This is a genomic window from Micromonospora palythoicola, assembly GCF_036689795.1.
Classification (GTDB): Bacteria; Actinomycetota; Actinomycetes; order Mycobacteriales; family Micromonosporaceae; genus Micromonospora; species Micromonospora palythoicola.
Genome location: NZ_JBAGKI010000059.1, coordinates 1 through 18,062, shown reverse-complemented (window position 1 = coordinate 18,062; position 18,062 = coordinate 1). Strand labels below are relative to the sequence as shown.

Genomic DNA, 18,062 nt, shown 5'->3' with positions numbered 1-18,062 from the left:
TCAGTCGGCGGCCGGCTTCGGGGTGCCGCAGAGCTTGGTGCCGGGCGGGATGATCTCCTCGCCGCTGTGGATGACGTACGGCGGTGGTCCCAGCTTTCCGGAGGGATCGATCGGACTGATGTTCACCAGGCTGAGGAACTTGTTGATCACGTTCACCACCGGGGCCAGGATGGTGTAGCCGACGCCGTACGAGGCCCGGACGCCGAGGCCCACGCCCCGGCAGACCGCCAGCGGCGCGCCCAGCGCCGACCCGATCGTCGTCCCGTAAGCGGTCGACACCTCGAAGAACAGGCCGGCCTTGAGCACGAACGCGCTGAACCCGACGTCGAACCGGACCTGATGCTCGATGAGCAGACCCATCACCCCGACCGGAACCCCGCTCAAGGAGTTGATCAGACTCTCTTTTCGCTTGAAGTTCTTGCTGACCTGCGGGCCGAACGTGCCGTTGGCGTAGCCGTAGCCGAGCGAGCCGGCGAGGGAGAACTCACCCTTGCCCTTGATCGTGCCCACCTTCGCGCCGAACGCGGTGGTCACCTTCACCGTCTGGCTGATGGTCAACGCCAGCGGTACGCCGAGCACCGTGCCCATCGGGATGCTGAAGTCCACCGGGATGGGCAGCACCGCTCTGATGTTCTGGCCGTCCCGCAGACCGGCCTCGAACGAGTAACGGATGCCGAAGCCGCCGCTGATCGACAGCTCAGCCCGGGTCACCGAACCGCCGCTGATCTTCAGGTGGAAGTCCGCCTCCGGCGTGGCGAAGGTCAGCGCGGCCCGCCCGGACAGTTTCGTACCGTCGCGGTGGTAGTGGAAGCTGACCTCCGCGCCGTCGTTGAGGCTGACACCGGTGGAGAAGTTGGCGACGACCGTCTTGACCTCGCCGCCGCCGCGCACCGGCGGCGGCTGGTTCGGCCGGGGCGGCGGCGGGGCGAGCCGCGGCGGCCCGGCGCGTCCGGCGCGACCGGTCGGCGTGGCGTCCAGGGCGTCGGCCGCCTCCTCGGACATCGCCCAGATCGGCTCGCCGGCCTGGTAGACGACCGGGTTCTCGATGGCGATGCCGCGCTGCTCCAGGGTGCCGTCGCGGATCACGTCGGTGACGGTGACCGGGCCGATGGTGACCAGCAGGTCGCCCCCGTCGCGCTGGACGTCGAGCACCCGGCCGACGCCACGCCCGGTGACGAACATGACCTTCCCGGGCGCCAGGTCGTCGGCCCGGGGCGCGTCACCGTCGAGCCGCCAGGTCAACCCGTCGGCGGTGACCGACCGGACCGAGCGGCCGCCGCCGCCGACGAGGACCACGTCCGGCTGGTACGTCAGGTCGGGATGGGGCACCGGTGCCATGCCGTAGCGCAGCGCTGATTCGCTGTACGGGTCCTCGTTGGCGGCCGGATCAGCCGGGGACCGGCCGCCGCAACCGGACGCGGTCAGCACGAGGACCACGGTGAGGACAGCCGAGACAACCTTGCGCACCGGGACTCCTCGTCGGATCGGGACGGCGCCACCCACCGGCACCGGAGTTGCCGCGTCAGACCCGGCCGCACCGACACGGACCAGGGGCCGGGCCATGGCATCGACCCTAGGCAGCGCCCGTGGCCAGGGAATCAGGGTTTTCCCCACGCCTCGACGACATCGGCGGGCAAACCCGGTCCCCGTCCGCACCGCACGGCGCGTACACTTCCGGCATCTGGCCGCGCCCGGCGCGCGGCCCCGGCGTTCGAGGCGGTGGAGATGGATCGGGTGCCCGGCACCGTCCGCCGCTCACGCCTGCGACGACGATAGTCGTCCCGCTCACCCGCGCGTTCCTTCCGCCGTGCCCGCACCCGCTGTGCGGCCGGCACATCTCGTGACGATCGCTCATCCCGTCCCAGGGAGTACCCGTGACCGTGCCCTCGCTGGCCTCGTCGTTGTCCGACTCCGTCGCCGCCGCCGCGGCCCGCCGGGGAATGGCCGACCTGGCGCCGCAGCTGCGCCGTTCCGCGCACGCCGACTTCCAGGCCGACGGTGTGTTGGCGGCGGCGCGGACGCTGCGCCGCAACCCACGGCAGGCTGCGGCGGAGGTGGTCGACGACCTGCCCGAGGACGGTCTGGTGGCCACGGCGGTGGTGGCCGGGCCAGGCTTCGTCAACATCGAGCTGACCGACCGGGCGCTGCTGGCGCAGCTCACCCGCCGGCTGGGCGATGACCGGCTCGGCGTCGGCACCCCCGAGGCGGGCGTCACCACCGTGATCGACTACTCCCAGCCGAACATCGCCAAGGAGATGCACGTCGGGCACCTGCGCTCCACCGTCATCGGCGACGCGCTGGTCCGCGTCCTGGAACACCTCGGCGGCACCGTCGTGCGGCGCAACCACATCGGCGACTGGGGAACCCAGTTCGGCATGCTCATCCAGTACCAGGTCGAGCACCCCGAGCCGGTAGCGGTCGACACCGGCACCATGGGCCGGCTGGCCACGCTCTACCGGCTGGCCCGGGCACAGTTCGACACCGACTCCGCGTTCGCCGACCGGGCCCGGCGGCGGGTGGTGGCGTTGCAGGCCGGCGAACCGAACACCGTGGCCGCGTGGCAGGACATCGTGGCCGAGTCGACCCGCTACTTCACCGACGTCTACGACCGGCTCGGCGTGCGGCTGACCGACGCCGACACGGTGGGGGAGAGCGCCTACAACGCCGCGCTGCCCGCCGTCGCCGACGAACTCGAACGCCGGAAGGTCGCGGTGACCAGCGACGGCGCGCTCTGCGTCTTCTTCGACGACCTGCGTGGCCCGGACGGCGAGCCGACGCCGCTGATCGTCCGCAAGCGGGACGGTGGTTTCGGCTACGCCGCGACCGACCTGGCGGCGCTGCGGCAACGCGTCGTCGAGCTGCACGCCGACCGGCTGCTGTACGTGGTCGACGCCCGGCAGGCCCGGCACTTCCGGATGGTCTTCGACACCGCGCGGCGGGCCGGGTGGCTGCCGCCGACCGTACCCGCCGTGCACGTCGCCTTCGGTACCGTCCTCGGCCCGGACGGTCGGCCGTTCAAGACCCGCGCCGGTGACACCGTCCGCCTGGTCGACCTGCTCACCGAGGCGGTCGACCGGGCCCGGGGGGTGGTCGGTGCGAAGAATCCCGGACTGACCGGGGCGGCCCTGGACGAGCGGGCGTGGCAGGTCGGCATCGGCGCGGTGAAGTACGCCGACCTGGCCACCAACCGGAGCCGGGACTACGTCTACGACCCGGAGCGGATGCTGGCGCTGGCCGGCAACACCGGCGTCTACCTCCAGTACGCGCACGCCCGCGTCCGGTCCATCCTGGCCCGCGCCGACGGCGACATCACAGTGGACGTCACGGCGCCGCTGGAACCCGCGGAACGGGCGCTGATCCTCGACCTCGACGCCTTCGCCGACACCCTCGTCGAGGTGGTCGCCGGTCACGAGCCGCACCGCCTCTGCGGCTACCTGTACCGGCTGGCGCAGACCTTCACCACGTTCTACGAGCACTGCCCGGTGCTGCGTGCCCCCGGACCGCGGCGCGGCAACCGCCTGGCCCTGTGCCGTCTCACCGGCGACACCCTGCGCACCGGCCTGCATCTGCTCGGCATCCCCACCCCTGACCACCTGTGACCATGACCGCACCTTGGGTAGGGTGGCGGCACCACGGTGCAACGGCGGGGAGGCATCATCAGAGTCCTACGGCGAGCGTCGCTTCCGCTGATCGTCCTGACGGCACTTGTCGCCTGCTCGTCCTCGCCCCGCTCGGCCGAGCCGTCCCAGTCATCGGCGTCGCCGACGACGTCGCCGGCGGCCGTGGGGTTCAACAAGGTGCTGCACGACGAGCTGATCGGGATGCTCGAACGTGACCAGGCGGCGCTGAGAGGAATCCCGCAGACCGACACCCCCGAGCAGCGCACCGCCCGGTTGAAGGAGATCGTCCAGGAGTACGGCTGGCCGACCTTCGACCTCGTCGGCAAGGACGGCGAGAACGCGGCCTGGTTGATCGCCCAACACGCCGACCTCGATCTCGCCTTCCAACAGGAGGCGCTCGAACTGCTTCGGGCAGCCGTCGCGGACGGTCAGGCGTCTCCCGGCAATCTGGCCTATCTCGAGGATCGGGTCGCGGTGGCGAAGGGCGAGCCACAGACGTACGGGACGCAGATGCGGTGCGGTGCGGACGGACCGGTGCCCGCCACCCCGATCCGGGACGAGGCCGGTGTCGACGAGCGGCGGGCCACGGCGGGTCTCCAGCCGCTGGCCGCCTACCTGGACGAGATGGCCGCGATCTGCGCGGAGTCGGACGACCAGCCGCTCGACTGACCGCCCGGACGAGGTGGTCGAGCATCGCCCACAAGCTGCCGTCCTGCCGGCCGCGCGATGCCCTGGCTGCGCGCGGGTGAGTCCTCGGTGTCTACCGGGTTCAGCCGGACGGGGTCGCTTCGGGTACTTGAACGGCTCGTCCGCACACCGCCACCCAGTCCGGGTCGACGGTGACATGGTCGACGGTGTTGGCCAGGTACCTGATCGCGGCGTCGGGCCTCAGCGGCAACAGTGCGTCAAGGACGTCCATGTACAGCGACTCCCGCAGGATCTCGGCCAGCAATCCTGGCAGTCTCATGGGTATCTCGGACAGCGGTGGGCAGCCAGCAGCGACGAGAGTCTCGATCTCGGGCCAGTCGTCGCTACCGTTCCGGACATCCGCCAGCCCGTCGTTGAGGAACGCGTCGAAGACCGGTTCGAATACCGCGACGAAATGCTCGACCGGCACATGCAGGCAGTACGGCGCAACCGACCAGCCTGGAACATCCTGGCCGAACTGCGTTGGCCCTCGGCGGACCAGCTCACCGGCTGCGACGGGAGTATCGGCGACAAGGGCGAACACGGCAGCCAGTATGACGAGGCGATGCGGCAGTGTCCGCCCGATTGGGTGGCGAGTTCCCGTGGCGGCGAAACGTGTGCCTCGTGGAGCCGGCAGGTCCACGAAGCTCACAACCGCCCCTCAGGGCGGCGTCCGGTCCGCGGGCGGGCACAGCGTCCGGCGCATGCAGACGCGGGGCCAGCGGTCGAGCCCGTGTGCTGCCTCGCGTCGGCGGATGGCCCGCAGGCCCGGGGTGAGGTCGCGCTCGCCGAGGGTCTGGAAGCCGCAGCGGGCGTAGTACGGAGCGTTCCAGGGCACGTGCGCGAACGTGGTGAGGGTCAGGGCGGGAATGCCTCCGGCCATCGCCCGGTCGGCGAGGTGGGTGATCAGCTGACGGCCGATCCCGCGACCGGCGACGGCGGGATGTACGGAGACCTGTTCGATGTGGAAGTTGCCGTCGACGAAATCGGCGATGAGGTAGCCGACCGGCTGGTCGGTGACGTCGGTGGCCACCCAGGCGCGGCCGGCCTGCTGGTAGCCGCCGAGTACGTCCAGCGGCAGCGGTTCATCGTCGGCGATCTGTGGCATACCGACGTCGCGGAAGCGTCGGCCGGCCGCGCGCTCGATGCCTCGCAGGACGGGTAGTTCCTTCTGGCGTACCGCTCGGATCCGCACCGGACCATTCTGTCGGTGCCGCTGTCCACCGTCACCCAGGTTTCGGGTCGGCGGATGCGGAGACCGGCCGGCGCTTGCCGTCGCCGTCGAGGCGGCAAGCGTCTTGACGGGTGTCGATTCGAGGCGGAGACTGCGTAACACCCCCGAAACAGTGACCAGGGTCGCTCGGGCGCGTGATGTTAGCGCTAACGTCGGCCGGGCCGGACGGACGGAGAGCCGCATGTCCAGAGTCCTGACCAGGGCGAGTGCCCTGCTCGCCGCCCTGTGTCTGCTGTTGCTGCCGGCGGCGCAGGCGCCGCGTGCCGAGGCCGCCGCGCTCGATCCGTTCACCGGCTACCTGATGGCGCACTTCACCGGTGAGTCGGCCACCGGCGAGCAGGTCTACTTCGCGCACAGCCGCGACGGTCTGACCTGGCGCGACCTGAACAACGGCGCACCCGTGCTGCTGTCCACGATCGGCACCCGGGGAGTGCGGGATCCCTCCATCGTCCGTTCGCCCGCCGGTGACCGGTACTGGATCGTCGCCACCGACCTGCGCATCGCCAGCGGCACCTCGTGGAACGACGCGGCGAACCGGGGCAGCAGGTCGCTGGTGGTCTGGGAGTCCCGCGACCTGGTGAACTGGTCCGCCCCCTGGCTGATCAACGTCGCGGGAGCCATTCCGGGCGCCGGCAACGCCTGGGCGCCGGAGGCCATCTACAACGCGGCGACCGGCGACTACGTCGTCTACTGGGCGACCAACTCGCTGCGCGACGGCGTCACCAAGCACCGCATCTGGTACGTGCGGACCAGCGACTTCCGCAGCTTCACCGCGCCCCAGCTCTACATCGAACGACCCGGCGGCGGTCAGGGCATCATCGACACCCAGATCGTCGAGGTGCCGAACGCCGTCGGCGGCTACCGCTACTACCGGGCGTCGGCCGACGGGCACATCACCATCGAGGCCAGCAACTCGATCCTCGGCTCGTGGACGACGCTGGGCAACCTCTCCCACCTGGGCATCTCCAACGGCACCGGCGGCGGCAACGTGGTCGAAGGGCCGATGTGGATGCAGTTCAACGGACGTGACGAGTGGGCGCTCTGGCTCGACCAGTACGCCACCGGTCGTGGCTATCTGCCGGTCACCTCCACCAACCTGGGCAGCGTCACCAACTTCCGGACCCGCACGGACTACCAGCTGGGTGCCAGCCGCAAGCGGCACGGCTCGATCCTCAACCTGACCGCCGCGGAGGAGAGCGCGGTGCTGGGGCGCTGGGGCGCCACCACGCCGGCCAACCGGATCCAGGCGTACACCCACCAGGACCGGTACGTGCGCCACGCCAACTACGACGTACGCATCGACGCGAACGTCAGCCCGGCGCAGGACGCCCAGTTCCGGGTGGTGCCGGGGCTGGCCGACGCGGCCGGTGTGTCGTTCGAGTCGGTCAACTACCCCGGCCACTACCTGCGGCACTACGGTTTCGACTTCGTGCTGGCGGCCAACGACGGCAGCGCGGTCTTCGCGGCGGACGCGACCTTCCGGCAGGTCGCCGGCCTCGCCAACTCGTCCTGGTCGTCGTTCCGGTCGTACAACTACCCCGACCGGTACCTCCGGCACTACAACTATCTGCTGCGACTCGACCCGATCAACGACGCCCAGGCCCGCGCCGACGCCACGTTCCGCGTCACCTCGTAGTCGTCGGTCAGCGGAAGCGGGTCGACATCGCGCCAACCGATCCGCACCGGGTGATCACCACGGGGTCCGCGTGCGGGTGAGTCGGACGAATCGACCTTCCGGGCATGCCGGAGCGCGGACCGGCCGTGTTTGCCCGACCAGTGGGCGTCACGTCGGCGCGTCTGCGGACGATCATGGTTGCCTCGCCGTTTGCGACGCACCGTCCTGGGCATTCCCGCCTGCCACCGCCCATCGGCGTGATCAGGGCACGCGACGACACCGATTCGTCGGTGGCGCGCCACCCGCCGCCCGGCGGCGGCTGCCGGTGCGCGGTGCCCGTCCGGAGCACGTGAGGAGTTGACCGATGGTTGACCGGGATCCCGAGCCGCGACGCGGCGACCAGGGGGCGGCCCCGATCGCCGGCCGCAACGTGGAGTTGGAGCGGCAGAACCCGGATCTGCTGGTGCCACCGACCACCGACAGCCGACTGGTGCCGAACCTGAAGTTCTCCTTCTCGCAGGCGCACACCCGGGTGGAGAAGGGCGGCTGGACCCGTGAGGTCACCGTGCGGGACCTGCCGGTGGCCACCCAGCTGGCCGGGGTCCAGTTCGGCCTGGAACCCGGCGCGTACCGGGAGATCCACTGGCATCAGGAGTCGGAATGGGCGTACATGCTCAGTGGCAGCGCCCGGATCAGCGCCGTGGACCACGAGGGGCGCAACTTCATCGAGGACGTCCACGCCGGTGACCTGTGGTTCTTTCCGCAGGGCATCCCGCACCACATCCAGGCGCTGCAGGACGGCGCGCAGTTCCTGCTGGTCTTCAACGACGGCGGCTTCTCGGAGAACAACACGTTCCTGCTGAGCGACTTCTTCGCCCACGTGCCCAAGTCGGTGCTGGCGAAGAACTTCGGCTGGACCCTCGACCAGTTGGACGACCTGGCCCAGCGGGAGAAGTACATCTTCGCCGGGGACGTTCCGCCGTCGTTGTCGACCGACCGGGTCGTTAGCCCGACCGGAGACGTGCCACGCAGCTTCAAGCACCGGATGCTCGCCCAGACCCCGCAGCATTTCCGCGGCGGGACCGTACGCGTCACCGACTCGACGAACTTCGCCGCCTCGACCACCACCGCCGCCGCTCTGGTCGAGGTCGAACCGGGCGGGATGCGGGAGCTGCACTGGCACCCGACCACCGACGAATGGCAGTACTACATCTCCGGCCGGGGACGGATGGGCGTCTTCGCCGCCTCGGCCGCCGCCCGCACCTTCGACTTCCAGGCCGGCGACGTCGGCTACGTGCCGTTCGCCTACGGGCACTACATCGAGAACACCGGCGACGAGCCGCTGGTCTTCCTGGAGATGTTCCGCCACCCCCGGTTCGAGGACATCTCGGTGATGCAGTGGCTGGCGAACACTCCCCACGAGGTCGTTTCCGACACGATAGACGTGTCCCGGTCCCTGGTCGACGCGCTGCCGCAGACCAAGCAGGTGGTCATCTAGCCGTCGGGCGCCGGACGCCTCGTACCATTGCGCAGAGATTCCGGAGCGCGCAGCGGGGAGGGGCCATGGGTAAAGGGATATACGTGCAGGAACTACCGGGTATCGGCAAGCGGTACGACGTCGACCTGGGCAGCAACACCCAGCGGATCTCGGTGGTGGTACGCCGCGACGGGACCCGTGACCTGTACGTCTTCGCCTCGGGCAAGGACGATCCGGTCGCCGTGATCGAGATGTCGGAGGAGCAGGCGCGTAAGGTGGGCGCCCTGCTGGCCGGCACATACTTCTCCGAGTAGTCGTTCCGCGTCGTACGTCCTCGTTCAGTCCGCTCCAGGAGTCCTCACCGTGCATGCTGACCTCGTGGGCTTCGGGGCCCTCGTACTGATCGCGGGCCTGCTGGCCCGTGCGGGTCGCCGGATCAACCTGCCCACCGTGCCGTTCTTCATGCTCGCGGGCATCCTGCTCGGGCCCGGCACCCCCGGTCCGGTGCTGATCGCTCATCCCGAGGACCTGAGCCTGCTCGCCTCCCTCGGCCTGGTGCTGCTGCTGTTCCATCTGGGCGTCGAGTTCCCGGTCGACCAGGTACTCGGCAGCGGCAAGCGGCTGTTCGTCGCCGCCGGCTCGTACATCGGTCTCAACGTCGGTGCCGGCCTGCTCTTCGGCTTCGCCCTCGGTTGGGGCGGGTACGAGGCGTTCGTGATCGCCGGTGCGCTCGGCATCTCCTCCTCGGCGATCGTGACGAAACTGCTCATCGAGTTCCGCCGGTTGGCCAACGCGGAGACGCCGGTCATCCTCGGCATCATCGTGATCGAGGACCTGTTCCTCGCCCTGTACCTGGCGCTGCTGTCACCGCTGCTGTCCGGTGCCGGGTCCGCCGGGGAACTGGTGCTGCGCATCGGCCTGAGCTTCGCCTACCTGGTGGTGCTCTTCGCCGTGGCGCGCTTCGGTGCCCGGCTGATCGGCAAGGTGATCGACAGCAACGAGGACGAACTGCTGGCCATCCTCATGGTCGGGTTGGTCGTGCTGGTCGCCGGGGTGTCGGCCGAGATCGGGGTCTCCGACGCGATCGGCGCGCTGATGATCGGTCTGGTGATCGCCCGTACCCCCCTGCGCGAGCGGGTCGAACGCCTGGTGCTGCCGCTGCGCGACGTCTTCGCGGCGGTCTTCTTCCTGGTGTTCGGGCTGACCATCGACGTCGGCGACTTCGGCTCGGTGGCGCTGCCGGTGCTGCTGGCGGTACTGATGACCATCGTGACCAACGTCCTGGCCGGCCTGATCGCCGGCCGGCTGTTCGGGCTCAACCAGCGCGGCGCCGCAAACGTCGGCCTGACCGTGCTGGGCCGGGGCGAGTTCTCGCTGATCCTGGCCACGCTGGCCATCGCGGCCGGCCTGGACGGGCGACTCGGCCCGTTCATCGCCCTGTACGTGCTGATCCTGGCCGTGGTGAGCCCCCTGCTCGCGGCGAACTCGCGTTACCTGGCCCGGATCATCCCGGACCGGCTGCTGCACTCCAGCTGGCGGTACGTGCGTGAGGAGACCATCAGCACCGCCTGCACCCACCTCGACCGGATCAACATCACCGAGTCCGACGCCGAGGCGTGCCCGCAGTGCGTCGAGAGCGGTGACGACTGGGTGCAGTTGCGGATGTGTCTGACCTGCGGCGCGGTGGGCTGTTGCAGCGACTCGGTGAACAACCACGCGGAGGAGCACTACCGGCAGACCGGCCATCCGTTGATCCGGTCGCTGGAGGAGGGCGAGGACTGGCGGTACTGCTACATCGACGGTGCCCTGGTCCGCGAGCCGATGGGCGCCACCCGGGAGTGACGGGCGGTACGCTCGCGTCGGCCCGCCTCAGTCGAGGCGGTACACCAACGCGCCGGCTATCTCCTCCCGGGTGATGCCGAGGCCGTCGACCGGTCGGGTGGGCAGGCCGTCCCAGGGCGTCCCGGCGAGCCGGTCCGGCAGGACGACCACCGACCGGATGCCGACCTGCCGCAGGAACGTGATGCTGACCGGATCGGGAAAGGTCGTGGTCACCGTGCGGATCTGCTGCTGATTGGCCGGCAGGAAGGTCACCGAACCGTTGGCGACGCGGGGAAATCCGTCGGTGGTCCAGAGCATGATGTCGGATTCGGCCACCCCGTTGCTGGGCAGGACCAGGATCGGTTCGGTCGCCGCCCGCAGCGCCGGCGGGGCGGTCGGCACGGTGGGGTGCGGCGTCCGGTTGACGCCCTCCACCAGGACCAGCACCAGGGGCAGCAGGAGCGCGACCGCGCTCACCGACCTCGGCCACCCGAGCCTGGGGCGATTCCGGCCGAACTCGCTTATCGCCCCTGCGGCCAGGATTGCGAGCAGCAGGCTCGTCCACACCATCAGCCGCCCCGGCGTCCGCAGCGCGTCCCATCCGGGCAGCAGCCGCGACAGGGTCAGGTATCCCGGATCGCCCTGACCGACGAGGTTGGTGCCGAGCCCGAGTGCGCCGCTGACCAGCACGCCGAGCCCGAGCAGCACCCGGTGGCGCACCCGGAAGGTCGAATAGCTCAGCCCGGCCACGGCCAGCACGATCAACGTGACGCCCGGCAGCAGCGCCATCTCCGGCGGCCAGGACAGCTGGGCGCGGGCGGCGGCGAAGTGGTCGCCCCACAGCCACGAGTCGGCGGGCGCGACGAAGTATCCCCGCAGGGGAGGGGAGAACATCTCCGTCCAGGACAGGTCCCGGTTCGCCTCCGGGTTCAGCTCCACCACCCGCAGGAAGGTGGTGCCCAACCAGATCAACACCGCTCCGAAGACGACACCGCCGAGCAGGTTGGCCAGCACCACCCGGCGTCCCAACAGCCAGGTGCCGGTCCGCCAGCGGGCCCAGCCGACCGCCGCCAGGACCACGAGCACGGTGCCGGCCAGGAAGTACGCGAGCGGCAGGCCGATCGCCAGGCCCAGGGTCAGCTGCCAGGCGGCGACCAGCCAGCCGGCCAGGATCCATCCGGGGCGGTGCAGTTCCGGTCGGTGACCGTCGCGCAGGGACCAGCCGTGGCCGCGAGCCAGCATCGCCAGGCACAGTGCGACGCCGCCGATGGAGAGGATGTTCAGGTGGCCGCTGTGCGCGAGCCGCCACGGCGCGAAGGCCCAGGCGACGCCGGCCACGGCCGCCGCCGTCCGGATGCCGCCCAGCTGGCGCACCAGGGCGTACGCCCCGAAGCAGGCGAGTGCGTGGGCGAACACGTAGAGCAGGTTGTAGCGGAAGATGGCCGCCGCCACGCCGTGGCCGAACAGGCCGGCCGGTGCGTATCCGAGCACGATGTCGGTGTAGGCGTACGTGTACAGATTCGGGAAGAACGTGTTGGAGTGCCAGAGGCTGAGGGGGTCGGTGACCAGCGCGTGCCCGGCCCAGGCCACCTGCCACGCCTGCAACGGGGGATCGCCGATGTCGCCCGGGATGGTCGTCCACGGTTGCTTGAGCGTCGGCCAGGTGAGGACGACCGCCACGACCACGCTGGCGATCGTCGCCACCGTCCATTCGTGACGCAGCAGACGCGATGCCGCCCGCACGACGCCCGGTCCGCGACGGGGCTGGGCCTGCGATCCTGCCTGCTCCGGGTCGGGCTGGCGGCGATCAGCGGACGAGGTTCCGACCAGCCCCCGACGTATCGCCTGCACGTTTCCTCCTGTCGATGTCCAACGCGGACGGTCTAGCGTCGCATCGAATGCAGGAGAAAAGCCATCATCGATGGCCACCGAAACTTCCGAGCGACAGGTCAGTGGCGGTTGAGCCGGCGGTAGACCGGGGCCAGCCGCTGGTGCAGCGTCCGGTAGACGTCGAAGATCTCGTCGTAACCCGCTCGATGCGCCGGATCCGGGGTGAAGAACCGGTCGGTACGCATCAGAGCCGGGATCTCGGCGAAGGTGAGCCGGTCGGTGCCGACCGCACCGATCCAGCCCGCCCCTCGTACGTTCACCGCGAGCGGCTGGGCGTCGCGGCGGATCTCGACGCCCAGCACGTCGGCGAAGATCTGACACCACGAGTCCGACAGTGCCCCGCCGCCGGTGATGGCCATCGAGGTGACCGGTGTGCCGAGGAACCGGTTCACCGCGCCGAGCAGCCAGCGGGTGTTGAACGCCACCCCCTCGAAGACCGCCCGCAGCAGATCCGAGCGGTTGGTGTCGAGCGAGATGTTGAAGAACCCGGCGCGCAGGTTCGCGTCGTCGACCGGGGCACGTTCGCCGTAGAGCCAGGGGGTGTAGAGCACCCCGTTCGCGCCCGGCGGCACCGTCGGGATGATGGTGTCGAAGGCGTCGAAGATGGTGCCTTCGTCGCGGCTGAGGTGACCGGCGCCGAGCAGCGGGTCGTCGTACTCCACGACCTTGTCCCGCAGCCAGGTCAGGTTGGCGCCGGCGGTGGCCTGCAGTGCGGTCATCAGGTAGCGGTCACCGATCGCGCAGGGCACCGAGGCGATGCCGGCGGCGACGTCGGTCTTCTTGCGGGGCACGTGGGCGGCGATCCAGGACGAGGTACCGACGTACAGGTGCGGCTCGCGGTCGCCGGTGGTGCCGGCGCCGATCGCCGCGGCGGTGTTGTCGATCGCCCCGGCGACCACCCGCACCGTCGCGGGCAGGCCCAGGTGCGCGGCGGCTGCCGGGGTCAAGGTGCCGATCACCTCGGTGCAGGCGACGATCGGCGGCAGCTTGTCCGCCTCGACGCCGCTGTCGGCGACCAGGGTGGGGGAGTAGTGGATGTCACCGGGCCGCCGGTTGTCGGTGACCCACGAGGTCAGGATCGAGTCGACGGTGGCCACGGTGCGTCCGGTGAGCTTCAGGTTGATCCAGTCGAGCACGTTGAGGAAGGTCGCGGTGCGCGCGTACACCTGCGGCATGGTGTCGCGGACGAACAGCATGTGGGCGGCGGGGTCCTTGCCGGTCGGTGAGGGCATGCCGCCGGTGAGCCGCAGCCAACGGGCGATCCGGCGCACCGACATCCCCTGGTACGCGGGGAAGCCGCCGAACTGCCGTCGCAGGTGCGGCGCGCCACGCATGTCGAGCCAGCTGATGCACGCGGTCAGTGGCTCGCCGGTGGCGTCCACCGCGATGGTCCCCTCGCCCTGGGTGGAGGCGCACACCGCCTCGACCGCCCGCATCCGCTCGGGATGGCCGCGTCCCAGGTCGGCGGCGACCTGGCCGAGCGCCGTCCACCAGGCGAGCGGGTCCTGTTCGGCGCCCCCACCGGGCAGCACCCGCAGCGGGACCGGCCGCTCGGCCCAGCCGGTGACCGTGCCGTCGGCGGCGACCAGCGCCGCCTTCAGACCCGAGGTGCCCAGGTCGATCGCGAAGACCTGCGGCGGGCTGGCGGTCACCGGATCAGACCCCCTCGACCAGCGCGAAGACCTGGTCGAACCGGGCGAGCGCGTCGTCGATGACCGCGTCGGTGTCGGCCATCGACGTGTACATCCGCGAGCCGGCCAGGGTGACGATGCCGTGTGCGGTGTAGGCGGCGCCCAGCTGCTCCATCAGCCGCTTGCGGGCCTTGTTCTCCTTGAACAGCTTCACCGGGTTGCGCATGTCCAACAGCATCACGCCGCTGCACTCCAGGTGCACGATCGACCCCTGGTTGTACGCGACGTACGGCAGCCCGTACGAGTCGACCAGCCGTTGCAGGCCGCGGGTCAGCCGGTCACCGGCCCGGCCGGCGATCACCGGCGCGTTGGTGCGGGCCATCTCCTCGATGGCGAAGTACCCGGCCGCGCAGGACAGCGGGTTGGCCGACAGGGTGCCGCCGACCTGGATGTGGGCTCCGCTTTTGCCGTCCAGCCCGGAACCGAAGACCGCCATCACGTCGGCCCGCCCGCCGACGCCGCCGGCCATCGGGTAACCACCGGAGACCGCCTTGCCCAGTACGGTCAGGTCGGGGGTGACACCGAAGTAGCCGGCCGCGCCGCCCAGCCCGAGCCGGAAGCCGGTGACCACCTCGTCGAAGATCAGCAGCGCGCCGAACTCGTCGCACAGCTCCCGGACCCGCGCGTTGAAGTCGCGCGGCGCGGGCCGGGTGCCGGACTCCGGGCCGACCGGTTCGACCACCACCGCCGCCGTGCCGCCGCGCAGCCGGTTCTCGATCAGCTTGCGCTTGAGCTGCCCGAGGTCGTGCGGGAAGGCCTCCCGGGTACGGGCCGTCGCCCCGAAGGGGATGCCCTTGGCGTTCATCCGGTACGTGCCCGGCACCCGCAGCCCGTAGACCATGGTGTCGGACCAGCCGTGGTAGGCGCCACCGACCTTGATCACCATCTTCCGGCCGGTGAAGGCGCGGGCACCCCGGACGGCGGCCATCACCGCCTCGGTGCCCGAGCCCAGTGACCGGTACATCTCCACGTGCGGCATGAACCGGTGGATGATCTCGGCGAGCTTCAGCTCGTACTCGTGGAACAGCCCGGTCACCGGCCCGGAGTCCCGGACCACCTCGGCGACCCGCTCGTTCACCGGGCCGTAGTTGCTGCCCAGGATCGTCGGCCCGCCGGCCTGGAGGAAGTCGATGTAGGTGTTGCCGTCCCGGTCCACCAGATACGCGCCGTCGGCCTTGTCCACCGCGAGTGGGAACGGGTAGTTGAACGCCAGGTTGTGCTGCACCCCGCCGGGAATGCGCCGCCGCGCCCGGTCGGTGATCTCCTTGCTGGCGCGGCACTTGGTGTCGAAGTAGTTCAGCACGTCGAGCATCGCGTCGTGGCGCAGCCCGCGCAGCGGCTGGGCGGTCAGCGCCTTCAGCCGACGCATCACGTCGTCGACGTCCGGGTACTCACTGATCGCGTACCCGAGCCGGGCCGACTCCGCGCCGCCCGCCTCGTCCTTGGTCCCGGGGGCGGTCGGCGCGCTGCTCGTGGTCGTGCCGGCGGCGACCTCGGCGGCCGCGTCGGCGCTGGGCAGTTCCTCGTCGGCCGGTACCCGCAGCGGCTCCACCGCCTCGGTGAGCTGCGCGGCGATCCGCTTCTCGTCGGACCGCAGCTTGCTGAAGGCGATCTCCCGGATCGCGGTCGGGATGGTGTGGATCTTCCCCGCCTCGCTGGTCAGCGCCAGCAGGTAGGCGATGGACACCTTCTCCAACAGCGCCATGTTGAACACCGCCCGGTCCGGGTCGGTGCCGACGGCGACCACCCCGTGGTTGGCGATGATGAAGGCGTTGTCCCCACTGGCCACCTTCTTCTGCACGTTGCGGGCCAGAAACCCGGTGCCGGACGGGGCGTAGTCGATGATCGCCACCTCCCGGCCCAGGAAGCGCACCTGCTCGTCGGTGAGCGCCGGGATCGGCTTGCGCAGGAAGGCCAACGCCGAGGCGTACGGCTGGTGGGTGTGCACGATCGCGTTGACGTCCGGCCGCTCGCGGTAGATGTTCGCGTGCATCCCGCACTCGATGGACGGCTTGAGGTCGGCACCGGAGTCGTCGGGCAGGTGCCGGCCGTCGAAGTCCACGATGCAGATGTCCTCGACGCGCATCCGGTCGTAGTCGTAGTTGCTCGGGGTGACCGCGTACCGCCGGTGGCCGGGCACCCGGACCGAGACGTTTCCCTCGGTGGCCTTCAGGTAGCCCCGGGCGAGCATGGTGCGGCACATGTCGACGACGTGCTGGCGGGACAGGCGGTGCTGCACGGCGTTCTCCTCCGTCGGTTCGTCGGCCGCCGGTCGGTGCACACCCCGTCCGGCCCGTCGGGTTCATCGTCGCGTGGCCGGGAGGGTCGAAACACCGTTCCGTCGGCAGCGAGAATCACCGCACTTCTTATTCCGTCGTGACAAAATCGCCCGGTGAGCGCGCCTGTCTCCGCGACGCCCTGGCGACACCTGCCCGCCGATCTGGCCGCCGCGATGCGCCCGCAGCTGCCGGACACGGTGGCCGCCGTCGCGGGCGCCGTCACCGAGGCCACCCCGGCCTTCGCCGGCATCGCCGACGACAAGTTCACCCGGGACGTACACACCGCCGTGCAGGTGGCGCTCGACCGCTTCCTCGATCTCGTCGGCACCGGGGAGCCGGCACTGCCGCCCCGGTTCCGCGAGGTGTTCGTCGGGTTGGGCGCCGCCGAGGCCCGCGAGGACCGGGGACCGGAGGCGCTGCTGGCCGCGCTACGGATGGCGGCACGGCTGCTGCTGCGTACGGCGTCACGGTCCCTGGCCCGGCTGCGCCCGGTCGAGCCGGAGGAACTGATCGACCTCTCGGACGCGGTGAGCGCGTACATCGCCGAACTGGCCGTGGCGAGCACCGACGGGTACGCCCTGCAACTGCGGGAGCAGGCCGGGGAGGGGGACCGCCGTCGGCACCTCGCCGAGCTGCTGCTGCGCGGCGACGGACTGCCCAGCGCCGTCGAGTCGGCGGCGGCCCGGATCGGTTGGGCCGACCTGGACGCGGTGGTGCCGGTCCTGCTGCCACCGGACCAGGCCCGTGACGCGCGGTTCCGGTACGGCCCGGACGGGCTGGTCATCGAGCGTGGTCGCGACGCCGTGCTGCTGTTGCGGGCCGGCACCCGGGCGACCCGCGCCGCACTGACCGAGGCGTTCGCCGGCCGGCCGGTGGTGGTCGGCCCGGACCTGGCCTGGCCGCAGGTGCCGGCGGCGGTCCGGCTCGCCGAGCTGGCCGCCGGGCTGGTCGGACCGGCCTCCGGACCGGTCTTCGTCGACGACCACCTGGCCGCGCTGACCCTGCGTGGCGAACAGCGGGCGCTGGCGGTGCTCACCGAGCGCCGTCTGGCGCCGCTGGCGCGGCTGCGTCCGGCGCAGCGGGAGAATCTGCTGGCGACGCTCCACGCCTGGCTCCGGCACTGGGGCTCACGCGCCGAGGTCTCCACCGAGCTGTTCGTGCACCCGCAGACGGTCAGCTACCGCCTCAAACGGCTGCGTGAGCTGTACGGCGACGACCTGGACGACCCCACCGCCCGATTCGAGCTCCTGGTGGTGCTGACCAGCCAACTACCGACGGGCATCCGGAAGGTCTCTGGAACTTCCGATTGACAGCGGCCTTGACCTGGCGTAGTGACCGGTTGAAGGTTCGTGGAGCGGTCGGCTGGCCGTTTGCCGCTGACCAGCACCAACGCTGTCCCTGGGCCCGGCAGGCGGCCGCGAGAAGGTTTCGAGAGTATTTCCGGAAGTTGTTGACTGTTCGTCGATGACGCGCCAATACTGTTGGCCATCGACGAATCTGGATGATCGTCGATTGTCGCTACCCACTCCGCCGGTTGCGCATCGACCGGCAGACCACCACCCGGTACGACGTCGACTGTCGATGGTGGCCGACCAGCCACCGTGGCCGCCGGTTCGTAGCGCACTGCTGGCCAGCGGCCAGCCGTCACGAGGAGGAAGCATGAACAACGTCCCCGTCCCACCACGAAGTCGCAGGCGTGGACGCCTCAGGTCGCTCATCGGTGCCGCCTGCGCCGTGGCGCTGATCAG

13 protein-coding genes are annotated in these 18,062 nt (G+C 70.5%); 7 read left to right on the top strand and 6 right to left on the bottom strand.

The window, feature by feature from the left end; translation table 11 throughout:
• Positions 1 to 1,467, bottom strand: coding sequence for a hypothetical protein (locus tag V5O40_RS21895; RefSeq protein WP_332907203.1), 1,467 nt, complete (start codon positions 1,465 to 1,467; stop codon positions 1 to 3).
• A 473-nt stretch (positions 1,468 to 1,940) separates the two neighbouring features.
• On the opposite strand from V5O40_RS21895, the gene argS reads away from it, so the two are divergent.
• Both argS and V5O40_RS21885 read left to right on the top strand, forming a co-directional pair.
• Positions 1,941 to 3,599 (top strand): arginine--tRNA ligase, encoded by a 1,659-nt coding sequence (gene argS / locus V5O40_RS21890; protein ID WP_332907220.1) that lies wholly within the window; start codon positions 1,941 to 1,943, stop codon positions 3,597 to 3,599.
• A gap of 183 nt (positions 3,600 to 3,782) precedes the next feature.
• On the top strand, positions 3,783 to 4,289 hold the full coding sequence (locus V5O40_RS21885; RefSeq protein ID WP_332907202.1) for a DUF6624 domain-containing protein: 507 nt from the start codon (positions 3,783 to 3,785) through the stop codon (positions 4,287 to 4,289).
• A gap of 100 nt (positions 4,290 to 4,389) precedes the next feature.
• Here V5O40_RS21885 and V5O40_RS21880 read toward each other — a convergent pair whose 3' ends face one another.
• Entirely contained in the window at positions 4,390 to 4,959 is a 570-nt protein-coding gene (locus tag V5O40_RS21880) for a hypothetical protein (RefSeq protein ID WP_332907201.1), read from the bottom strand.
• A gap of 9 nt (positions 4,960 to 4,968) precedes the next feature.
• A complete protein-coding gene (locus tag V5O40_RS21875; protein ID WP_332907200.1) occupies positions 4,969 to 5,502 on the bottom strand; it encodes a GNAT family N-acetyltransferase in 534 nt (177 codons plus the stop codon).
• A 220-nt stretch (positions 5,503 to 5,722) separates the two neighbouring features.
• Between V5O40_RS21875 and V5O40_RS21870 the strand changes: the two genes are divergently transcribed.
• From V5O40_RS21870 to V5O40_RS21855, 4 genes are all read left to right on the top strand, one after another.
• The gene (locus V5O40_RS21870) at positions 5,723 to 7,177 is read left to right on the top strand and encodes a glycoside hydrolase family 43 protein (protein ID WP_332907199.1); all 1,455 of its coding nucleotides are present in this window, start codon (positions 5,723 to 5,725) and stop codon (positions 7,175 to 7,177) included.
• A gap of 343 nt (positions 7,178 to 7,520) precedes the next feature.
• Positions 7,521 to 8,654 carry a cupin domain-containing protein gene (locus V5O40_RS21865; RefSeq protein ID WP_332907198.1) on the top strand — a complete coding sequence of 378 codons (1,134 nt, stop codon included), beginning with the start codon at positions 7,521 to 7,523 and terminating at the stop codon, positions 8,652 to 8,654.
• 65 nt (positions 8,655 to 8,719) lie between these two features.
• Positions 8,720 to 8,947 (top strand): potassium transporter TrkA, encoded by a 228-nt coding sequence (locus tag V5O40_RS21860; RefSeq protein WP_269741436.1) that lies wholly within the window; start codon positions 8,720 to 8,722, stop codon positions 8,945 to 8,947.
• A 49-nt stretch (positions 8,948 to 8,996) separates the two neighbouring features.
• Positions 8,997 to 10,475 carry a cation:proton antiporter domain-containing protein gene (locus tag V5O40_RS21855; protein WP_332907197.1) on the top strand — a complete coding sequence of 493 codons (1,479 nt, stop codon included), beginning with the start codon at positions 8,997 to 8,999 and terminating at the stop codon, positions 10,473 to 10,475.
• A gap of 27 nt (positions 10,476 to 10,502) precedes the next feature.
• Here V5O40_RS21855 and V5O40_RS21850 read toward each other — a convergent pair whose 3' ends face one another.
• The 3 genes from V5O40_RS21850 to V5O40_RS21840 form a co-directional block, all read right to left on the bottom strand.
• Positions 10,503 to 12,197 carry a hypothetical protein gene (locus tag V5O40_RS21850; protein WP_332907219.1) on the bottom strand — a complete coding sequence of 565 codons (1,695 nt, stop codon included), beginning with the start codon at positions 12,195 to 12,197 and terminating at the stop codon, positions 10,503 to 10,505.
• 206 nt (positions 12,198 to 12,403) lie between these two features.
• A complete protein-coding gene (locus V5O40_RS21845; protein ID WP_332907196.1) occupies positions 12,404 to 13,996 on the bottom strand; it encodes a xylulokinase in 1,593 nt (530 codons plus the stop codon).
• Positions 13,997 to 14,000: 4 nt separating this feature from the next.
• Positions 14,001 to 16,274: an aminotransferase class III-fold pyridoxal phosphate-dependent enzyme gene (locus tag V5O40_RS21840; RefSeq protein WP_332907195.1), complete on the bottom strand. Its 2,274-nt coding sequence runs from the start codon at positions 16,272 to 16,274 to the stop codon at positions 14,001 to 14,003.
• A gap of 153 nt (positions 16,275 to 16,427) precedes the next feature.
• On the opposite strand from V5O40_RS21840, the gene V5O40_RS21835 reads away from it, so the two are divergent.
• On the top strand, positions 16,428 to 17,624 hold the full coding sequence (locus V5O40_RS21835; protein ID WP_332907194.1) for a PucR family transcriptional regulator: 1,197 nt from the start codon (positions 16,428 to 16,430) through the stop codon (positions 17,622 to 17,624).
• The last annotated feature ends 438 nt before the right edge of the window (positions 17,625 to 18,062 follow it).

What these genes read in the sequence shown, in the direction of transcription:
- V5O40_RS21860 (WP_269741436.1), top strand. Translation starts at nt 8,720, where the DNA reads ATGGGTAAAGGGATATACGTGCAGGAACTACCGGGTATCGGCAAGCGG.
- argS (WP_332907220.1), top strand. Translation starts at nt 1,941, where the DNA reads ATGGCCGACCTGGCGCCGCAGCTGCGCCGTTCCGCGCACGCCGACTTC.
- V5O40_RS21865 (WP_332907198.1), top strand. Translation starts at nt 7,521, where the DNA reads ATGGTTGACCGGGATCCCGAGCCGCGACGCGGCGACCAGGGGGCGGCC.
- V5O40_RS21870 (WP_332907199.1), top strand. Translation starts at nt 5,723, where the DNA reads ATGTCCAGAGTCCTGACCAGGGCGAGTGCCCTGCTCGCCGCCCTGTGT.